Here is a 16319-nt window from a genome sequence, read left to right on the forward strand (position 1 = left end):
ATGTTTTAAAAATGAAGTGTTCCTGTCTAAAGAACACTTCAAATTGGATGTGGATTATTCAAAATATACATCAAATAAAATGCGGTAATAATCATTTATCTTGCTATCGTATTTCTTTTTTATAGGGTGCTTTTTTTTGTATTGAGAAATTGGAAATGATGATAGTATCAGAACCGAACCACATAAGAATAGTAAGCAGATAATACCTATTATAATGGACATTTTAGTCCCTCCCTTATTCATTGCGCAATCAGTGTAATTTATGAAACGCGTATCATAGCAAGAAAAAAGTTTTTTAAGGAGTTATCACTGTGGCAAATATTAAAGATATTGCAAAAATAGCTGGAGTATCCGTTACAACCGTTTCTCGTGTATTAAATAATCATCCCTATGTAAGTAAAGAAAAAAAGGAAGCTGTGCTTCAGGCGATGGAGGAATACAATTACCAGCGGAATATAAATGCGGTTCATCTGAGTAAAGGAAAAACCTTTCTTATAGGGGTGGTCATTCCATTTACAAATCATCCTTACTTTGGCTTGCTTGTTGAAGGGATTGCGAAGGAAGCTGTAAAGTACAATTACAAGTTGGTTCTATTTCAAACCAATTATGAGGTAGTCAGAGAAATTGAAGCTTTAGAGATGTTACAGCATAAGCAAATCGATGCACTTATTATCTGTTCAAGAAGTTGCGGATGGGATCTTATAGACGAATATCTGGAATACGGTCCAATCATTTTTTGCGAAGATTCGAGAGGTCGAAATGTATCTTCAACATTCATCGACCATTATAAATGTTTTTACAATGCATTAGAGTATCTATATGATAAAGGACATCGAAAAATTGGCTATTGTGTGGGGAGAAAATCAGGAACCAATAGTAGGCAAAGGGAGAAGGCTTACAGAGATTTTTTGGATAAGGAACACCTGTCATTTGACCCTGATTATATTTTTTATGAATGTCTCAAATTTGAAGATGGGGTAAAAGTGGTACAACAATTGACTAGAATGGACAACCCGCCAACGGCCCTTCTGGTTACCAGTGACATCGTTGCTGCTGGCATGATAACCTACTGTAAGGAAAAAGGAATTTTAATACCTGATGACCTTGCTATAATGGGATTCGATAACCAACCGGTTGCAAAAATCATGCATATCACAACACTTGAAATTCCTTTGGTTGAAATCGGGGAAAAATTATTTCTTCAAGCATTAGACAGTAGAAGTAATTCCCACGAAGAGATAAATGTGAAATTAATTGAGCGACAAACTGTTTAATATAATGAAGGACAAAAATCTCCTCTAAATCATATCATCTAGCATTCCGATGTTTAACAATCTATCTTATCGATAAAACGAATTGTGTTGTATCCAAATCCCCTTTATATTGTCTATAAACGGACCCTTCAAAATGCCAGGATATATCCCGGCATTTTCTTCGTCATTTTTGGGTAATTGCAATAAAGGAGGAGATAAGTTTAATGAATTTCTATCAAAAAGTCTTTAAAGAATATTGGAATCCATACATAGCCATTAGTATCGCCGGCCTGGTCAGTGCATTGTACTTCGGGATTACGGGTACGGTTTGGGCGGTTACCGGGGAATTCACTAGATTAGGCGGGCATATCTTACAATGGTTCGGTGTTGATGTGTCGCAATGGGCGTATTTTCAACTAGTGGGCATTAACGGTACGCCTATCAGCCGGACCGATGGCTGGATCGTCATTGGGATGCTCGTTGGCGCCCTGATCACCATTTTACTAAGCAACAGTTTTAAGATCCGCGTGCCAAAACAAAAGCGGCGTTTATTTCAGGGTTTTATTGGCGGAATCATCGCAGGATTTGGCGCACGCCTTGCCCTTGGATGCAATTTGGCTGCCTTTTTTACAGGTGTGCCTCAGTTCTCATTCCACTCCTGGATCTTTATGTTGACCACTGCGGTTGGCACCTACTTTGGCGTGAAAGTTGTAAATACCATGTGGTGGCGGGGAAAACCAACCTTGACAAAAGGCCCGATGAAACCAGTTGTCACCCAGCATGTAGAAAAAAGGAATATTCAACCGGTACTTGGCGTTATTTTTGCCTGTCTTTATCTCGCAATTATTCTATTCTTTTTCGCAACAGACAAACCACTCCTAGGAGTTGCCTGTATAGCAGGAGCCCTGTTTGGAATTCTAATTGAACGAGGACAAATTTGTTTCACATCTGCTTTCCGCGATTTATGGGTCAGCGGGAGGGCTGTCATGTCGAAAGCCATTTCCGTTGGGATGATAATAAGTGTTATCATCACATTTTTCTATATTCAAAACGGTTCCGTCGCCATTATTAAAATGGCCGCTCCTAGCACAGCCATCGGCGGTCTCCTCTTTGGCTTTGGCATTGTACTTGCCGGCGGTTGTGAGACCGGCATGATGTATCGGGCAATGGAAGGCCAATTGTTATTCTGGGTTGTAGGTGCAGGTAACATCGTTGGCGCCACAGCTCTTGCCTATGGCTGGGATCATCTCGGTATCTATCATGCCCTTGTAGAAAATTGGCCAAAAGTCAACTTAATCGAACAATGGGGGCCAATGGGAGCTCTCTTCGGAACGCTGGCCATGCTAGCTGCTTGGTTTTTCCTATCAGATTGGTGGCAAAAGCGGTTCCGTTATGGAAAGGGAATTCATCTTCAAAAAACGGAAAAAATTTCTCACGTTACAAAGGAGGCCTAATACATGTCCCAGGTGATCGATGTCAACTACACCCTAGATATTCGCGGCGAGCCATGACCCTACCCTGTCATTTTTGCGCTGGATGCGCTAAAAACCATGAAAATCGGGGAAGTCTTGCAAGTCATCGCAGATTGTCCTCAATCTTTTCGAAGTGTTCCGGAGGAGGCCGTCAAACACGGCTACCAGCTGCTGAAGGAACCAGAAAAAGTAGGGCAGGATATCTATTTTTATATCAAAGTCGTTAAATAGCATGTTTATAAAAAAGTACCTATAGTGCAGACATAAAAAATCAACCTAGGGGTACTTTTTGGATGGAAGAAACTGCAACTAAACATGGCATTATTAAATCAGTGAGGTGGATAAATTGAAAAACAAAGTCATTTTACTTGCTTCAGATCAGCTTGGCAAAGGCGAACCAGAGCTTGGAGAAGGAATAGTAGAAACCTTCTTTACTATTCTTAAGCAAAGGGAAGAGCTGCCCGCCGCTGTTTTTTGCATGAATCGCGGTGTGTTTACGTTAACGGACAGCTCGCTTGTTTCTCTCCAATTAAAAGATCTGGAGGATAAGGGTATCGACATTCTTGCTTGTAAAACATGTGTAGACTTTTATGAACTGAACGATAAGCTTGTAGTTGGGAAAATCAGTGGAATGGCCCAATTTATTGAGCTAGCCTCAAAATACGAAGTCATTACCTTATCTTGATCTTGAATAAATTCAAACTGCACCTACCATTATTGAATTAATAACCAACAATTGAGGTGCAGTTCCTGTTAAACTTCCTATAGGTTCAGCATAAACTACAGCTAAAAAGGAAAATCCAATTGGTCTTCTGTCAAGAAGGTGACAATAAAATTTGAGAGCAAGGTTTTAAAATTGGAGACACACTCCAATAGAAGGTCATTAGATAAGATACAGATTATTGGAATTATAGAAAATGAAAAAAGAACTTTTACCAGTCTCTGATAAAAGTCTTGTCGATTTTTAGACTCATTGGAATTTCTCTGGATGGTGACAGGCACACCGTTCATTTAACCTGAGGAGTCAGCCTTTACACAATCAATTGCAACAACAAGCGCAATCATAATGGTCTCCATCTCTTCATCCACTATTTGAACCCTGTAGCTATCTCCCCACGTGAACCATTCCTTGCTCACCTTACCTACTACCTCACCATGCTGTATTACCTCAAAATCCATATCCCACCAATTCCCATGTACGACAATGCCCGCCGCCTCAATGGTATACTGTGGTTTAAGGAAGGAAAACTCCTTCTTAATCGTTACTACCTCTCGTCCATTCACCTCAACCAAAAATTTCGGTAAAAAACTGAACGTTTTTTTCGTAACACGTGCAACTTCATCCCTGATGGTATTCATAATGGAGAAGGTCTTGGGAATTTGCATAAAACTGCCCTCCACGTAATAAGCATCCTTCTCCTGCTGGTCCTTAACTGTAAATTTACCACTAAGACTGAATACCTTCTGTTTTATATAAAGTTGCTTCATAGTATGCCTCCCTTTATTAAAACTTTTCAATGTTATTATATATATTGTAAAAAAGTCGAACATGATTCCTATCCGAAAGGGCGTATTTATTTGTTGATTATCATAAGTTTTTTGGTGTTTGCTTTACTCGGAGGATACATCATTATAAGAGCAAGTGGAATTATTATTTTTATAGGTTTTCTCATAGGATTAGCTGTCATCCATTTGGGGATATGGAAAAAGTATCGCCTGGTGATAGTCCTTGGAGTGGTAATGATGATCCTTTCATTCCTATTACCTAGTTTTATGTTTTTCAACTAATTAGCTTCCTTAAGAACTAGGTTCGTAGCTATGCCGAAGAACCACTTAATGCTACGGTTCATCTCACTTCCTTTTAAGTAAGAAGTCTTTTCCTCAATAGAGTAACCAGCAGAAGTAGATAAGCGGAGATTTTCCGGTTAAATCAAAAGGGGAGCTTATTTCGGGGTAAATAAGCGGAGGTTTTCCGCTTATGCAAAGCAAAATCCTCCATTTTCCCGTTTTTCGAGTCAATAGGCGGAATCTCTCCGTCTATTTAGGCAATTTTCAATGCTATTTTCGAATTAGGCGGAATTTGTCCGTCTATTTATCAGATGGGTGCTTAACCTCTTCTTATCATTTATATTTCCATTAAGCAAACTTAGCCAGCCCATCCCTAAGGAGAGGCATTTGGCTAATAACCCCATTTACTTATGATAAGGTTCACCGTAACTGATCTTACAGTGAAAAAAATAACCAATTTAATGAACCGTAAGTTCGGAAACTATTGCAACCACAATTTAAACAATCCTTCTGCTATCCCTAAATTATACATGTAATAAATGCCAGACACTGTACTAACTACTCCAGTAATTTGTGTAAGAGTTTTATTCAATCTTAATCTTTTTGCGCTAAAAGTAAACGAAATTCCAAGAATCGTTGTAAAGAAAAGCATACCAATCACTGTTCCAAAGCCAAAGATAAGGATATAAAAAGCCGATTCGAACACACTCTTAACGGTACTCATCGTTAAAACTACTATTGCACCACTTCCAGCAAGACCGTGAACGAGACCAATTATCATAGATTTTATATAGGAAAAATTTTTTTGTTGGGTCCCATGTGGATTAATAGTTTCACTTTCATGTTCATGTTGATGAACGTGGATTTTTTTTAATGAGGTGATAGTTGATATACCAAGATAAACAAGCATAATACCTACCAGGAATTCAAGTGACATAGCCCACTTTTCCGGTATTTGACCTTTCATAATAAGTAAGATAATTCCAACTATAAATAATGTTGCAGTATGGCCAATACCCCAAAACACTCCAGCAAGAGAGGAACGAAATAGCTTTTTACTTTGACTAGCAATAGTAGATACGGCTATGACATGATCCGGTTCAATTGCATGTTTGATTCCTAGCACAAATCCTAATGCAAGAATGGATACAAAACTTACATCCATTTAGAAACCTCCTAGCTATTTTATGAAACTATAAAAAATTGGGAGAAAACTAATGTGTTTCATACTTATTGTCTTCTCCTTTTTAATAGACCAAAATATACTCCTTTTTTCCAAATATAATATCATCTAACCATAAAACAAGGCATTACTAGGAGCAATGCCTTGTTTTTCTAATTACCTCTTATTAAACTGTTGTAAGTTAACATAGCCATTACATCGGTAAGAAATAACCGTCTTCATCAAACTTCATTTCATGCAGACCCTCTAATACTTCGATGTTTTCTTTATCTTTCAACTCATTAAAAATGACTTCAGATACAAGTAACTCCCCAATATGAAGAGTATTTGGAATCCTTACAATTCTTGCCTCTTCCCAAGCGACTCCCCAGTTTGCGCGTAGAGCTGCTTTTAGTGCTTCTAGGTCATTGTCAAGGACAATTGGAATGCTGGCACGGGCTAAAAATGTACTGGTGACAACATTTTCATTCATTACTTTTATATCAATACTTTCAAATAAACGCTTTGTTGTTAAATCAGCTAACCCGATTCCTAACGCATTACCGTGACTGGCTTCACTTAAATTTGAAGCAATTACATATTTGATACTCGGTTTTTTCGGTTCTTCTACACCCAATACACGAATCCGGCCGATAATATTTGTATCCATACCCGTGCCACTGTAGTTTTTACCGATTTCATCCACTACCAAAATATCCATTTGATCCACTGGAAGGCTTGGCATTAGATCAAAGGCTTTTTTCAATAATTCTCTTTCGCGTTCTTCAATTTGATCCGATCCAATTGCTTCGATGATGGCTGTTTCTTCATGAGCGTTTTCAACAATGCCTATACCAAATAGGGTATTTGAATTACGAATCGCTACTTTTCCAACTTCAGGCATCATTTCACTGATTCCTTTAATGCCATATGTGTGTAAAGCCAATGCTTGTTTGTGTTTTCCCATTCCAATCGATGCCATTTTTAAAATGCCGCTTTCAATTTTATTTTTAAAATCAGTATGCGGCTTAATACGTCCCATAACGATGATTCCATCTGCATGATAAGCATGCTTATCAATAAAAACAGGGATACCCTCTGACGTTTCTCCAATTGTTTCAACATCCATAGAAGAGCGAATTTCACAACCAGTGGATTCTTCGGTTACACCCAATCCATCTAGTACCTCCACTTGCCCTTCAGCTGTCGCTCCGCCATGGCTTCCCATTGCAGGAATGATAAACGGTTTAGCGCCTCTCTTTTTAATTTCATCTGCAACACTTTTAACGATTAATGGAATATTTGCAATCCCCCTGCTTCCAACGGTAATAGCAATTTCCATACCAGGCTTAATTTTCTCATCAGCCTTTACCTGGTTAAATTGTTCTGAAATCGTTCCAGGAATATCGTGTAAACTTTCTACCTGGAATCTTTGTCTTATTTTAGCGACCTTCGGAAAACCCATCATATTAGTCCCCTTTCAAACTTGATCATAAAGATCTCTTACTTTAAAAGTATGTAAACCGTAGGAATACAAAGGTAGCAAGAGACCATCTAATGACCTCTTGCTAGTACCATCATGATTCATTTCATTACGACAATTTACCAGGAGCTAATTCAATCGCCATGCGAATTGCTTCTTTTAAAGATAGCTCATCCGCAATATTTTTTCCAGCGATATCAAAAGCTGTCCCATGGTCAACGCTTGTACGAATGATTGGAAGACCGACAGTAATATTAACCCCAGCTTCAAGACCCAATACCTTGATTGGCCCATGCCCTTGATCATGGTATTGTGCCACAACAATATCAAAATCCCCGCGTTTTGCTCTAAAGAATAACGTATCAGCTGGCAGCGGCCCGTGTACATTCATTCCTTCTGCCTGCGCTTTTTCTACAGCAGGAATGATTTTTTCTTCTTCTTCACCATTTCCAAAAAGACCATTTTCTCCAGCATGGGGGTTAATCCCGCAAACCGCGATTCGAGGAGATTTAATCCCTGCTTTTTGTAATGTATCATGTGCAAGCTTGATAACTGTATATTGACGTTCAGCATTATTTTTCTTAATCGCATCCATTAGTCCAACATGTGTTGTCGCATGAATAACTCTTAGGCCAGGAGCAGATAGCATCATGGCGTAATCTTTTGTATTTGTTAATTCTGCTAAGATTTCAGTGTGGCCCGGATAAATATGACCAGCTTTATGAAGCGCTTCTTTATTTAAAGGCGCCGTACAAATCCCCTGAATTTGACCTTCATTCGCATAGGCGATTGCCCTTTCCAAATAGCGGAATGCAGCATTTCCAGCCTCAGAAGAAACCTGTCCCCATGGCAGGTCCTCAGATACTAAATCCAAATCGATAATATCGATTGTCCCGTATTCGAACTTTGCCTCTTCAGGATTTGCAATGCTATTTAATTGAAGGTCAATATTTGTTACATTCAAAGCTCTTTTAAGAATTTTTAGATCACCAACTACAAATGGGCGGCAATTTTCATAGATGTTTTTATCGTTCAAAGATTTAACGATAATTTCAGGTCCAACTCCTGAAGGATCTCCCATTGTAATCGCAATACCTGGTTTATATGTAGCCATAATCGATTCCTCCCGTTATCACATCTTATTTTGCGCCAAGCTTTGTCGAATTTGATAACCACAAAAGCTTGGCGTTATTCATCAAAAAAACTTCCTATTTACATACGTAAATATCTCGCCAATCACAGTTTTTAACATGTGCATTTACTTCCGTTATGGTTCGAAGAGACTTTGAAAGGGCTTGTTCAGTTCCAAATGCACCCGCTTTGGTTACAAGCGGCATACCGTCAAATAATCCACCGAATAATTTCCCGTAAGGTATGCCAGCTTCGACCTCACCAATGACACGAATCCCTTCGCCATTTAGGATTTTACATGTCGCTCCTGCAATTTCCCCACCTGTCAAAACAGTCCCGCAAATGTGCTTGGTTTTAATTAACTCACCTGCAATGACTCCCATTGATTCGGCAATAGTATTACCTACGTCAAAGTTTGATAGACCAAGCTGGCATTGAAGCTCTTTCACTTGATTGACCGCTTCTCGTTCACGATTGGTGGTTACCACTAAATCGCCTTTTTCCAGGAATACTTGACCTGCTTTAACAACACGTTCAATTTCACGTTTTCTCCTACCTTCAAAAAAGAATTCCTCAGGAGATATGACAATTTCTTCAACATGATGTTTTGCTTTAAGATCTTGAATTTGTCGATCAATGACAGGATTCACACTGCCTGCTACCACTAGCACCGGAAGTCGTTCACCGACCTGGGTGTTAAGCAACGACTCTTCACTTTTACCTGTGTCGAATAGATGATAGGCAATCCCAGCGGAACCGACCCAAAGAAAATCATCATGAAAAATTTTAGCCGCTTCGACAATGGTCTTCAGTTCTTCATCTGTCGTTGCATCAACGATGATTATTTTTGAACTATCACCTGAAGTCAACTCATTCATTTTTTGTGATAGATGACTTTTTCCTTTTCGCACATCAGAAATCGAGATAGATTCGATTTTCCGCTTGCTTTGATCCTGCAACAATTTCGGCAGATAACTTTCCTCAACTGGGTTGACAGGATCTCGAGCGATTTCCGTTTCCTCTAACAGTATACCGTTGACATAATGATTTCCATTTATTGTAATCCGTTTGCTTTTCGGAAAAGCAGGTACGACAAACGCAGTCTTATACTTGAATACATCCATTACAGCATCAATTTCAGGACCAATATTTCCCCTCATGGTCGAATCGATCTTCTTAAAAACACTTGAAACGCCTATTGTGTTCAATTCTGAAGAAAGCTTCAATACTACTTGATAAGCCTTTTCAGCATTTAATGCACGACTATCTGAATTTAAGACAATGACATCTTCACTTAAATGGGTAGGTTGTAATGGTGTATCTGAAAATAGGACTGTTGTCGTTAAACCTTGTTTTGCAAACTGGACCCCAGTATCATTTGCACCTGTTAAATCATCTGCTATAACCGCCAGTTTCACCTGCATCCCGACCCCCTTTATAAATCAATTTACTATTAATTATGTTCCATCTGATTTAAACTACCTATTCATGACTATATAATAAGCTTTTATGTTGATTCTCATTACATTCTGCAACATAGACTTATACGGTGGATATACTGTTTTATTTTCCAAAGCTAAAAACGCTTTCAACTCTACTAATAATAACTTATAATGTTGCATTTAGCAATGTATTTGTTTAAAAAATCACGCGAAATTTCATTGTGTTGTTATTTGCACCATTTTTTCACAAAAAAAGACGCAAGCTGTTATTTAAGCTTGCGCCACAAAGTAGAACGATTAATGCCTAGCCGTTTAGCAGCTTTGGATTGATTTAACCCTTCCTCTTCAAGAACTTTCGTTATCACTTGTCTTTCGATTTCTTCCAATGTACCACTTATATCGATAGAAGTTAACACATCATTCTTGAACTCTGGCTGCTCTAATTTTATTAAGACATTTTCCACATCTTCCTTATCGATGTAAAAGGAACGTGTCTGAATAAATAATTGTTCGATTACCTGTTTAAGCTGTTCTACATTGCCTGGCCAATCATAGTTGGTGATCTCTTCTAATGCATCTAGGCGAATTCCCACTACCTCGTTTCCATATTTCGGATGCAATTCAGAGATAAATACATGAACTAAATCCTCAATATCTTCTCTTCGTTCCCGTAGTGGCGGTATATAAATTTTTGATTGTCCCAATGTATCATACAATCCACGATAAAACGTACCATCTTTGATTTTTTCTTCTATATTACCCTCAGAGGACGCTAACCATTGCAGCTTATTATTTTCATTCTTGACTATTTTGTATAGCTCCTTTTGCAGATCAAAGTTCAATTTATCGATGTTCTTCAAAAAGATTACACCTGCAGGGTATTTTTGAAAAAGATCTTTCAGTTGTTCCGCACTTAATAAGTCGCAATGTACGACAATAAAAGGTTCATTCATTGTTTTCCTTTTTATATAAATCGAATGGGCAGCCAATTCTTTCCCATTTCCCTCTTCACCAGAAATCCACACAGGAGATTCGCTTATACTATATTGGTCTATTTGTTTTAACACCTTCTGAATCGGACTGCTTTTTCCAGAAATAGGGACATATGATGTAGATGTGCGATATTCGATTGCATTCAAGTTAACGCCCTTATTTATACCAGCTTGATCAAGAAGGTCTTTTTCAAAAAATAAAACGATTGTCTCTTCTTTGGGGCAAGCGGTTATTTCCCAGAATGAGTGATGAATATGAACGGTCTTTGTTTGCTTTTTACGTGTTGATGCCGTTTCTTGAATCAGCCTTTTGATATCTGCCGAATCCTCTAAATTGAACCATTGGAATTCGTGATAATAAAATTCATTCCCATAAATCATTTTCTCTTCATGATTAAAAACCGCGACAGCCCGGTCGTCGTAGTCGAGAATAGATTTAAACATAGAAACATCCTGCTGCAGCTTGGAGAATATGCGAGATGTTCTTCTTGTTTCTTCTAAAGCCTCAAAAATAGCTTCCTTTCCAGAAGTAATGAGAACTCCTGTCAGCCCCAATTGCTTTGCCGCTTGTACGGTAACCACATCACCGATTACTACTTCATAGCCAAGATTTTTTAAATAGGTTAATTTTTCTTTAACCTCCGTATCTTTTGTAATCGTCAAAGTTTTAATATCCAAATCAAGAAGCTTACAGATCGTACCAGCTCCTTGTGTAATATTCGAAAATCCAACAATCGCAGCTTTACGGGAAAATCCTTTTACAAGTGTGATAATACGTAATACATCATAGCCCGACACCTGAATGTCAATCACTGGTATGGATACGACCTCCTGAATCATGGAAGCCGTACCGCCGCGGCTGATGATGACATGATAGCCATTATTTTCAGCCTCCTTAGCAATGGCGACACCTTCATATAAATTCCCCAATTGGATATCGAAAAGAATATCTTCCACTTCTTGTTGAATCTCTTTCATCATTTCATATAATCCCTCATAAGGGACAATAACCAATGCTTTAATCATTTTCCCCTTCACCTACTACCTTGTCATTACTTTCCATTATGGACTATTGCTCGTTGGTTGTTAACACTTTATTCATGCTGCCGCTTACATAGCCTTGAAGATCAAGCGTAACATATTTATATCCAAATCGTTGAAGGTTTTCCAAGATATCTTTATGGCAGGCTAAAACGACCGGCATATCTTTAGGCTCCACTTCAATCCTTGCAATCTCTTGATGAGTCCGTACGCGTACCTGTCTAATCCCTAACCCTTTTAGATAAGCCTCAGCTTTTTCAACCTTTGTTAATTTTTCAATCGTAATTTTTTCCCCATATGCAATTCTCGATGATAAACATGCAAATGATGGTTTTTCCCAGGTAGGCAAGTTTAATTGTTTTGATAGGTCACGAATTTCTTCTTTATAAAGATTGGCCTCTTGGAGCGGACCACGGACGCCATGTTCTTTAGCCGCACGTACTCCTGGGCGATGTTCACTCATATCATCAGCAATTAAACCATATACAACGTTTTTAAACCCTTTCTCGTGCATGATTGGAACGATTTCTTCGAACAACCCGTTTTTACAAAAATAACAACGGTTCCGATCATTTTCGGCATAGCCGGGGATACTTAATTCGGAGGTTTCAATAATTTGGTGTGTTGCCCCAATCAATAGGGCCAGCTTCTTGGCTTCTTTTAATTCACTTGAAGGATACGTTTCCGAATCAGCCGTGACAGCCAAAACATTTTCCACTCCTAAAACATCAACCGCCACTTTTAATAAAAATGTACTGTCAACCCCACCGGAGAAAGCAACCACAACATTGCCCATCTCTTTTAAAATTTCTTTCAATCTTTCATACTTCTCAGTCATCCTAATTCCACCTATCTCTATATCTTTAACCTAGTTTTGATGGTATGATTTGGTAAATTCATTGCTTCAAAAGCAAACCTTTGCATTTTGCAACACATTCTCATTATAAGCGAATTTCATGAAAAGGAAAAGCGATTTCAACCTATTTCAAAAAAAGAAACCATTTTATATGGGATATATAAAATGGTTTCTGCTGTTATGCTATAAAACGATATCTAAGAGTAAAGTACAAATTAATCCTGATACCCCAACAATAGTGGAAAGTACCGTATATGTGCCAAATGCTTCTTTCAAGGTTAGACCTAAAGACTCTTTAACCATCCAGAATCCTGCATCGTTAACATGAGATGCAATCGCACTGCCAGCTCCAGTCGCTAATGCAACGAGTTCAAGATTAACACCAGGTATTGTACCAAGTACTGGTATAACTAATCCTGCCGCTGTTAAAGTAGCAACAGTTCCTGATCCTAAACAAACACGTAATATTGCCGCAACAGTCCATGCAAATAAGACTGGTGACATATTGGAGCCTTCAAATAGCTGAGCTACATAATCACCAACACCGCCATCAATAAGGACCTGTTTTAATGCACCACCGCCACCGATGATTAACAATAGCATACCTAATGCATTAATCGCTGAACCACATGTATTCATTAATTCCTTCATTGGAACTTTTCTGCTGATTCCCATTGTGTAGATGGCTAATAATAAGGAAAGTACCATAGCAGTTGATGAGTTACCGATAAAACGAATCACTTGCACCATGGAATTATCTTCAAATCCCATACTTGCCTGAAGAATATCAACCACTGCACCGATTGACATTAAGATCACTGGGAATAGTGCTGTAAATACGCTGATTCCGAAACCAGGCATTTCTTCCTCTTTGAATGTTTTTTGAATACCAAATGATTCACTGCCTTCTCTAGTCCAAGCAGTCGGAACTATTTTTTTAGCAAGTTTCGGATATAATATACCCGCTATTAGAACAGTCGGGATTGCCACAATAATTCCGTAAACTAAAACTAAGCCGATATTTGCACCATATTCAGCAGCAACTGCAGTTGGCCCCGGATGCGGCGGCAAGAAAGCGTGAGTCGACAAGGCCGCTGCAACCATTGGTAGACCTAAATGTACAATAGAAACTTTTAATTCTTTTGCAATGGAGAAAATAATTGGTATTAATAATACAATTGTAACCTCAAGGAATAATGCGATACCACAAATAAATGAAGCAGCTAGAACAGCATACTGAATTCTTCTTTCTCCAAATTTGTCAATTAAGGTAACCGCAATACGGTTAGCTCCGCCTGCATCAGCGATTAACCTTCCAAGCATTGCACCCATACCAAAGATTAAAGCGATGTGGCCCAGTGTTCCTCCTAAACCGCTTTCAATGGATTTAACAACATCCACTAAAGGAATCCCAAGCGCTAACGCCACGCCAAATGAAACGATGATTAATGAAACAAATGTGTTTAGTTTTAAACCCATAATTAAAATAATTAATACAAGTACCCCTAATGCAACAATTAATAACGGCATAATTGTCCCCCCATGTCCTCTCAAAAAGTTTTTAAATATAAATGCTGCAATGTATTTCCTTTTACACATGAAATATATAGATATGTCTTTCATATCAACGCTTCTTACTCTTTAAAAATCACTTACACTCTTACTCTCTCTATATACTTGCAAAGGCTTACAGTGGAAAATTAGAAGTAAAAAGGTAAGAACATTGCTTCAGTTCTGTTTGAAAGCGTTTGAATAATATCTCCTATATCATGGAAATTATCTAATATTGCAACACGTTTATCCACTTTATGAGTAAAAATAAAACAGAACCCGCCGGAACTGTTGGTAATCACATCACATTGTGAACGCTATCATTGTATAATGTAACAATAATTCTTGTCAATAGGTAAATACGGAATGTTTGTGTTTATTTTTTCAACAGTTTAAAGTTATAGATAACAAACCGCTATTTATTGCAGCAACACCTGTTTGATCAACGTCTTTTTGATCTTGACCAACGGGATATTACATTCTGTTTCTCTCTCTCTTTTGGTTATTCTGTCCTAAAAATTTTCAACGTATTACGAATCTATTTTCAAAAAAAATACGGATAAAGGCATAACACCTTTATCCGCGTGGACATTTTCATGAATTGTAATTGATTGTCTTCCAAACCCCAGCCGTAGGAGAGCTCCAATGCACCGCTGTCCCCTGAAAAACAATCGATATATAGTGTTTTATCCCTGTTTGGCTCCTTTTTTTCCTATGTTATCAATCAGTACTGCGTTATAGGCAGCACCAAAGCCATTGTCGATATTTACAACACTGATGCCCGATGCACATGAATTCAGCATCGTTAACAACGCAGACAGACCATTTAAATTTGCCCCATAGCCAACACTTGTCGGAACGGCAATGACAGGATGTGATACGAGCCCGCCAACAACACTTGGAAGCGCTCCTTCCATTCCCGCTACTACTACTGAGGCAGTCGCTTGTTGTATTTCTTCAATAACATCAAATAAACGGTGGATCCCCGCAACACCTACATCATAAAAGCGGCGAACTTCACTCCCTAATGCTTCAGCTGTAATAGCAGCCTCTTCCGCTACTCTAAGATCTGATGTACCCGCACAAACAATGGCAATATACCCTTGATAAGATTCCATTCTATTTGTGCTTTTTTTCCAGAAGAGAATCTGTGCCGTTTCGTTATATGTAAATTCAGGATATTCACCAAGGATATAATCCGCTTTTTCTTTTGAAACTCGTGTAACTAATACATCATCGTCTTTTGATCTGATTGCTTGAATAATGGAAAGGATTTGTTCTTTCTTTTTCCCTTCCCCATAAATCACTTCTGGGAACCCTTGACGATTCTTTCGGTGATGGTCGACTTTTGCAAACCCTAGATTCTCATATGTTGCTAACTTTTCTTTCGCTTCTGAAACACTTAATTTTCCCTTTTGAACTTGCCTCAATATCTCATCCAACATTGTTTTCACACACCTTAAACGATCTTGTTCAATTCGAACCATTCAAATAGTATTTCTTAGGTTTGTTCCAAAATACTATTTGTCAGCCCCCCCATTATAGAATAATCTTTGCAAAAATGCATAATGGAAAGTTTCTGGTTTGCCACTGATTCCAGATGTTTCATCCACATTTTCTTTTTTATACGATTCCGTCCTCCCAAATGTGAAGCACCCACCTAAGCGGTTTCGCTTTCAAAAAGGAGGCAGATCTTTTTACGAATTAATAAATGAAAACCAGCATAATGATTAATAATCCATGGGAGATGATTGCTTGAGTAAATTTATTCCCGAAAAATTATCGTTGGGGGACTTTCAACAGTAATTCTATAAAATGAGGACTTATATCGATGAATTAAAGGTTGAACTATACAAATACAGTTCAACCCTTTTTTTATTTAGATAATTTTGATTAAAAGGATGATGGAATCTTCCTATTTTTAATTAAGTAACCAGTGAAAGTAAAATAATAAGCGGAGGTTTTCCGGTTAAAACCAAAGGGGAGCTCATTTCGGGGTATATAAGCGGAGATTTTCCGCTTATGCAAAGCAAAATCCCCCATTATCCCGCTTTTCGTGTCAATAAGCGGAATCTCTCCGTCTATTTAGGCAAGTTTCAATGCTATTTTCGAAATAGGCGGAATTTTTCCGTCTATTTATTAGATGGG

13 protein-coding genes are annotated in these 16319 nt (G+C 38.2%); 4 read left to right on the forward strand and 9 right to left on the reverse strand.

Going from position 1 to position 16319, the window contains the following annotated elements:
* The first annotated feature begins 311 nt into the window (after positions 1–311).
* The 4 genes from F4694_RS12220 (at position 312) to F4694_RS12235 (ending at position 3410) form a co-directional block, all read left to right on the forward strand.
* On the forward strand, positions 312–1274 hold the full coding sequence (locus F4694_RS12220) for a LacI family DNA-binding transcriptional regulator (RefSeq protein WP_179598204.1): 963 nt from the start codon (positions 312–314) through the stop codon (positions 1272–1274).
* Between the two features lie 203 nt (positions 1275–1477).
* Positions 1478–2707 carry a selenium metabolism membrane protein YedE/FdhT gene (gene yedE, locus F4694_RS12225; RefSeq protein WP_179598206.1) on the forward strand — a complete coding sequence of 410 codons (1230 nt, stop codon included), beginning with the start codon at positions 1478–1480 and terminating at the stop codon, positions 2705–2707.
* A 69-nt stretch (positions 2708–2776) separates the two neighbouring features.
* Entirely contained in the window at positions 2777–2956 is a 180-nt protein-coding gene (locus F4694_RS12230; protein WP_308806343.1) for a sulfurtransferase TusA family protein, read from the forward strand.
* 115 nt (positions 2957–3071) lie between these two features.
* Entirely contained in the window at positions 3072–3410 is a 339-nt protein-coding gene (locus F4694_RS12235; protein ID WP_179598210.1) for a DsrE family protein, read from the forward strand.
* Positions 3411–3736: 326 nt separating this feature from the next.
* Here the strand turns inward: F4694_RS12235 and F4694_RS12240 are convergent, their stop codons facing one another.
* The 9 genes from F4694_RS12240 to larB form a co-directional block, all read right to left on the reverse strand.
* Positions 3737–4213 carry an LURP-one-related/scramblase family protein gene (locus tag F4694_RS12240; RefSeq protein ID WP_179598212.1) on the reverse strand — a complete coding sequence of 159 codons (477 nt, stop codon included), beginning with the start codon at positions 4211–4213 and terminating at the stop codon, positions 3737–3739.
* 781 nt (positions 4214–4994) lie between these two features.
* Positions 4995–5678, reverse strand: coding sequence for an urease accessory protein UreH domain-containing protein (locus tag F4694_RS12245; protein WP_179598214.1), 684 nt, complete (start codon positions 5676–5678; stop codon positions 4995–4997).
* Between the two features lie 211 nt (positions 5679–5889).
* Positions 5890–7140 (reverse strand): nickel pincer cofactor-dependent isomerase, group 22, encoded by a 1251-nt coding sequence (locus F4694_RS12250; protein WP_179598216.1) that lies wholly within the window; start codon positions 7138–7140, stop codon positions 5890–5892.
* A gap of 127 nt (positions 7141–7267) precedes the next feature.
* Complete coding sequence (pdxA, locus tag F4694_RS12255; RefSeq protein WP_179598218.1) at positions 7268–8272, reverse strand: 4-hydroxythreonine-4-phosphate dehydrogenase PdxA; 1005 nt, start codon at positions 8270–8272, stop codon at positions 7268–7270.
* Between the two features lie 94 nt (positions 8273–8366).
* On the reverse strand, positions 8367–9713 hold the full coding sequence (locus F4694_RS12260; protein ID WP_218895632.1) for a four-carbon acid sugar kinase family protein: 1347 nt from the start codon (positions 9711–9713) through the stop codon (positions 8367–8369).
* Positions 9714–9997: 284 nt separating this feature from the next.
* Positions 9998–11749: a sigma-54-dependent Fis family transcriptional regulator gene (locus tag F4694_RS12265; protein ID WP_179598220.1), complete on the reverse strand. Its 1752-nt coding sequence runs from the start codon at positions 11747–11749 to the stop codon at positions 9998–10000.
* A gap of 43 nt (positions 11750–11792) precedes the next feature.
* Positions 11793–12602, reverse strand: a complete 810-nt coding sequence (larE, locus tag F4694_RS12270) for an ATP-dependent sacrificial sulfur transferase LarE (RefSeq protein WP_179598222.1) — start codon at positions 12600–12602, stop codon at positions 11793–11795.
* A 201-nt stretch (positions 12603–12803) separates the two neighbouring features.
* The gene (locus tag F4694_RS12275) at positions 12804–14150 is read right to left on the reverse strand and encodes a gluconate:H+ symporter (protein WP_179598224.1); all 1347 of its coding nucleotides are present in this window, start codon (positions 14148–14150) and stop codon (positions 12804–12806) included.
* 707 nt (positions 14151–14857) lie between these two features.
* The gene (gene larB / locus F4694_RS12280; protein WP_179598226.1) at positions 14858–15616 is read right to left on the reverse strand and encodes a nickel pincer cofactor biosynthesis protein LarB; all 759 of its coding nucleotides are present in this window, start codon (positions 15614–15616) and stop codon (positions 14858–14860) included.
* Positions 15617–16319: the final 703 nt, after the last annotated feature.

The sequence above is a fragment of the Neobacillus driksii genome (assembly GCF_013409995.1).
In the GTDB taxonomy this organism is placed as follows: domain Bacteria; phylum Bacillota; class Bacilli; order Bacillales; family Cytobacillaceae; genus Neobacillus; species Neobacillus driksii.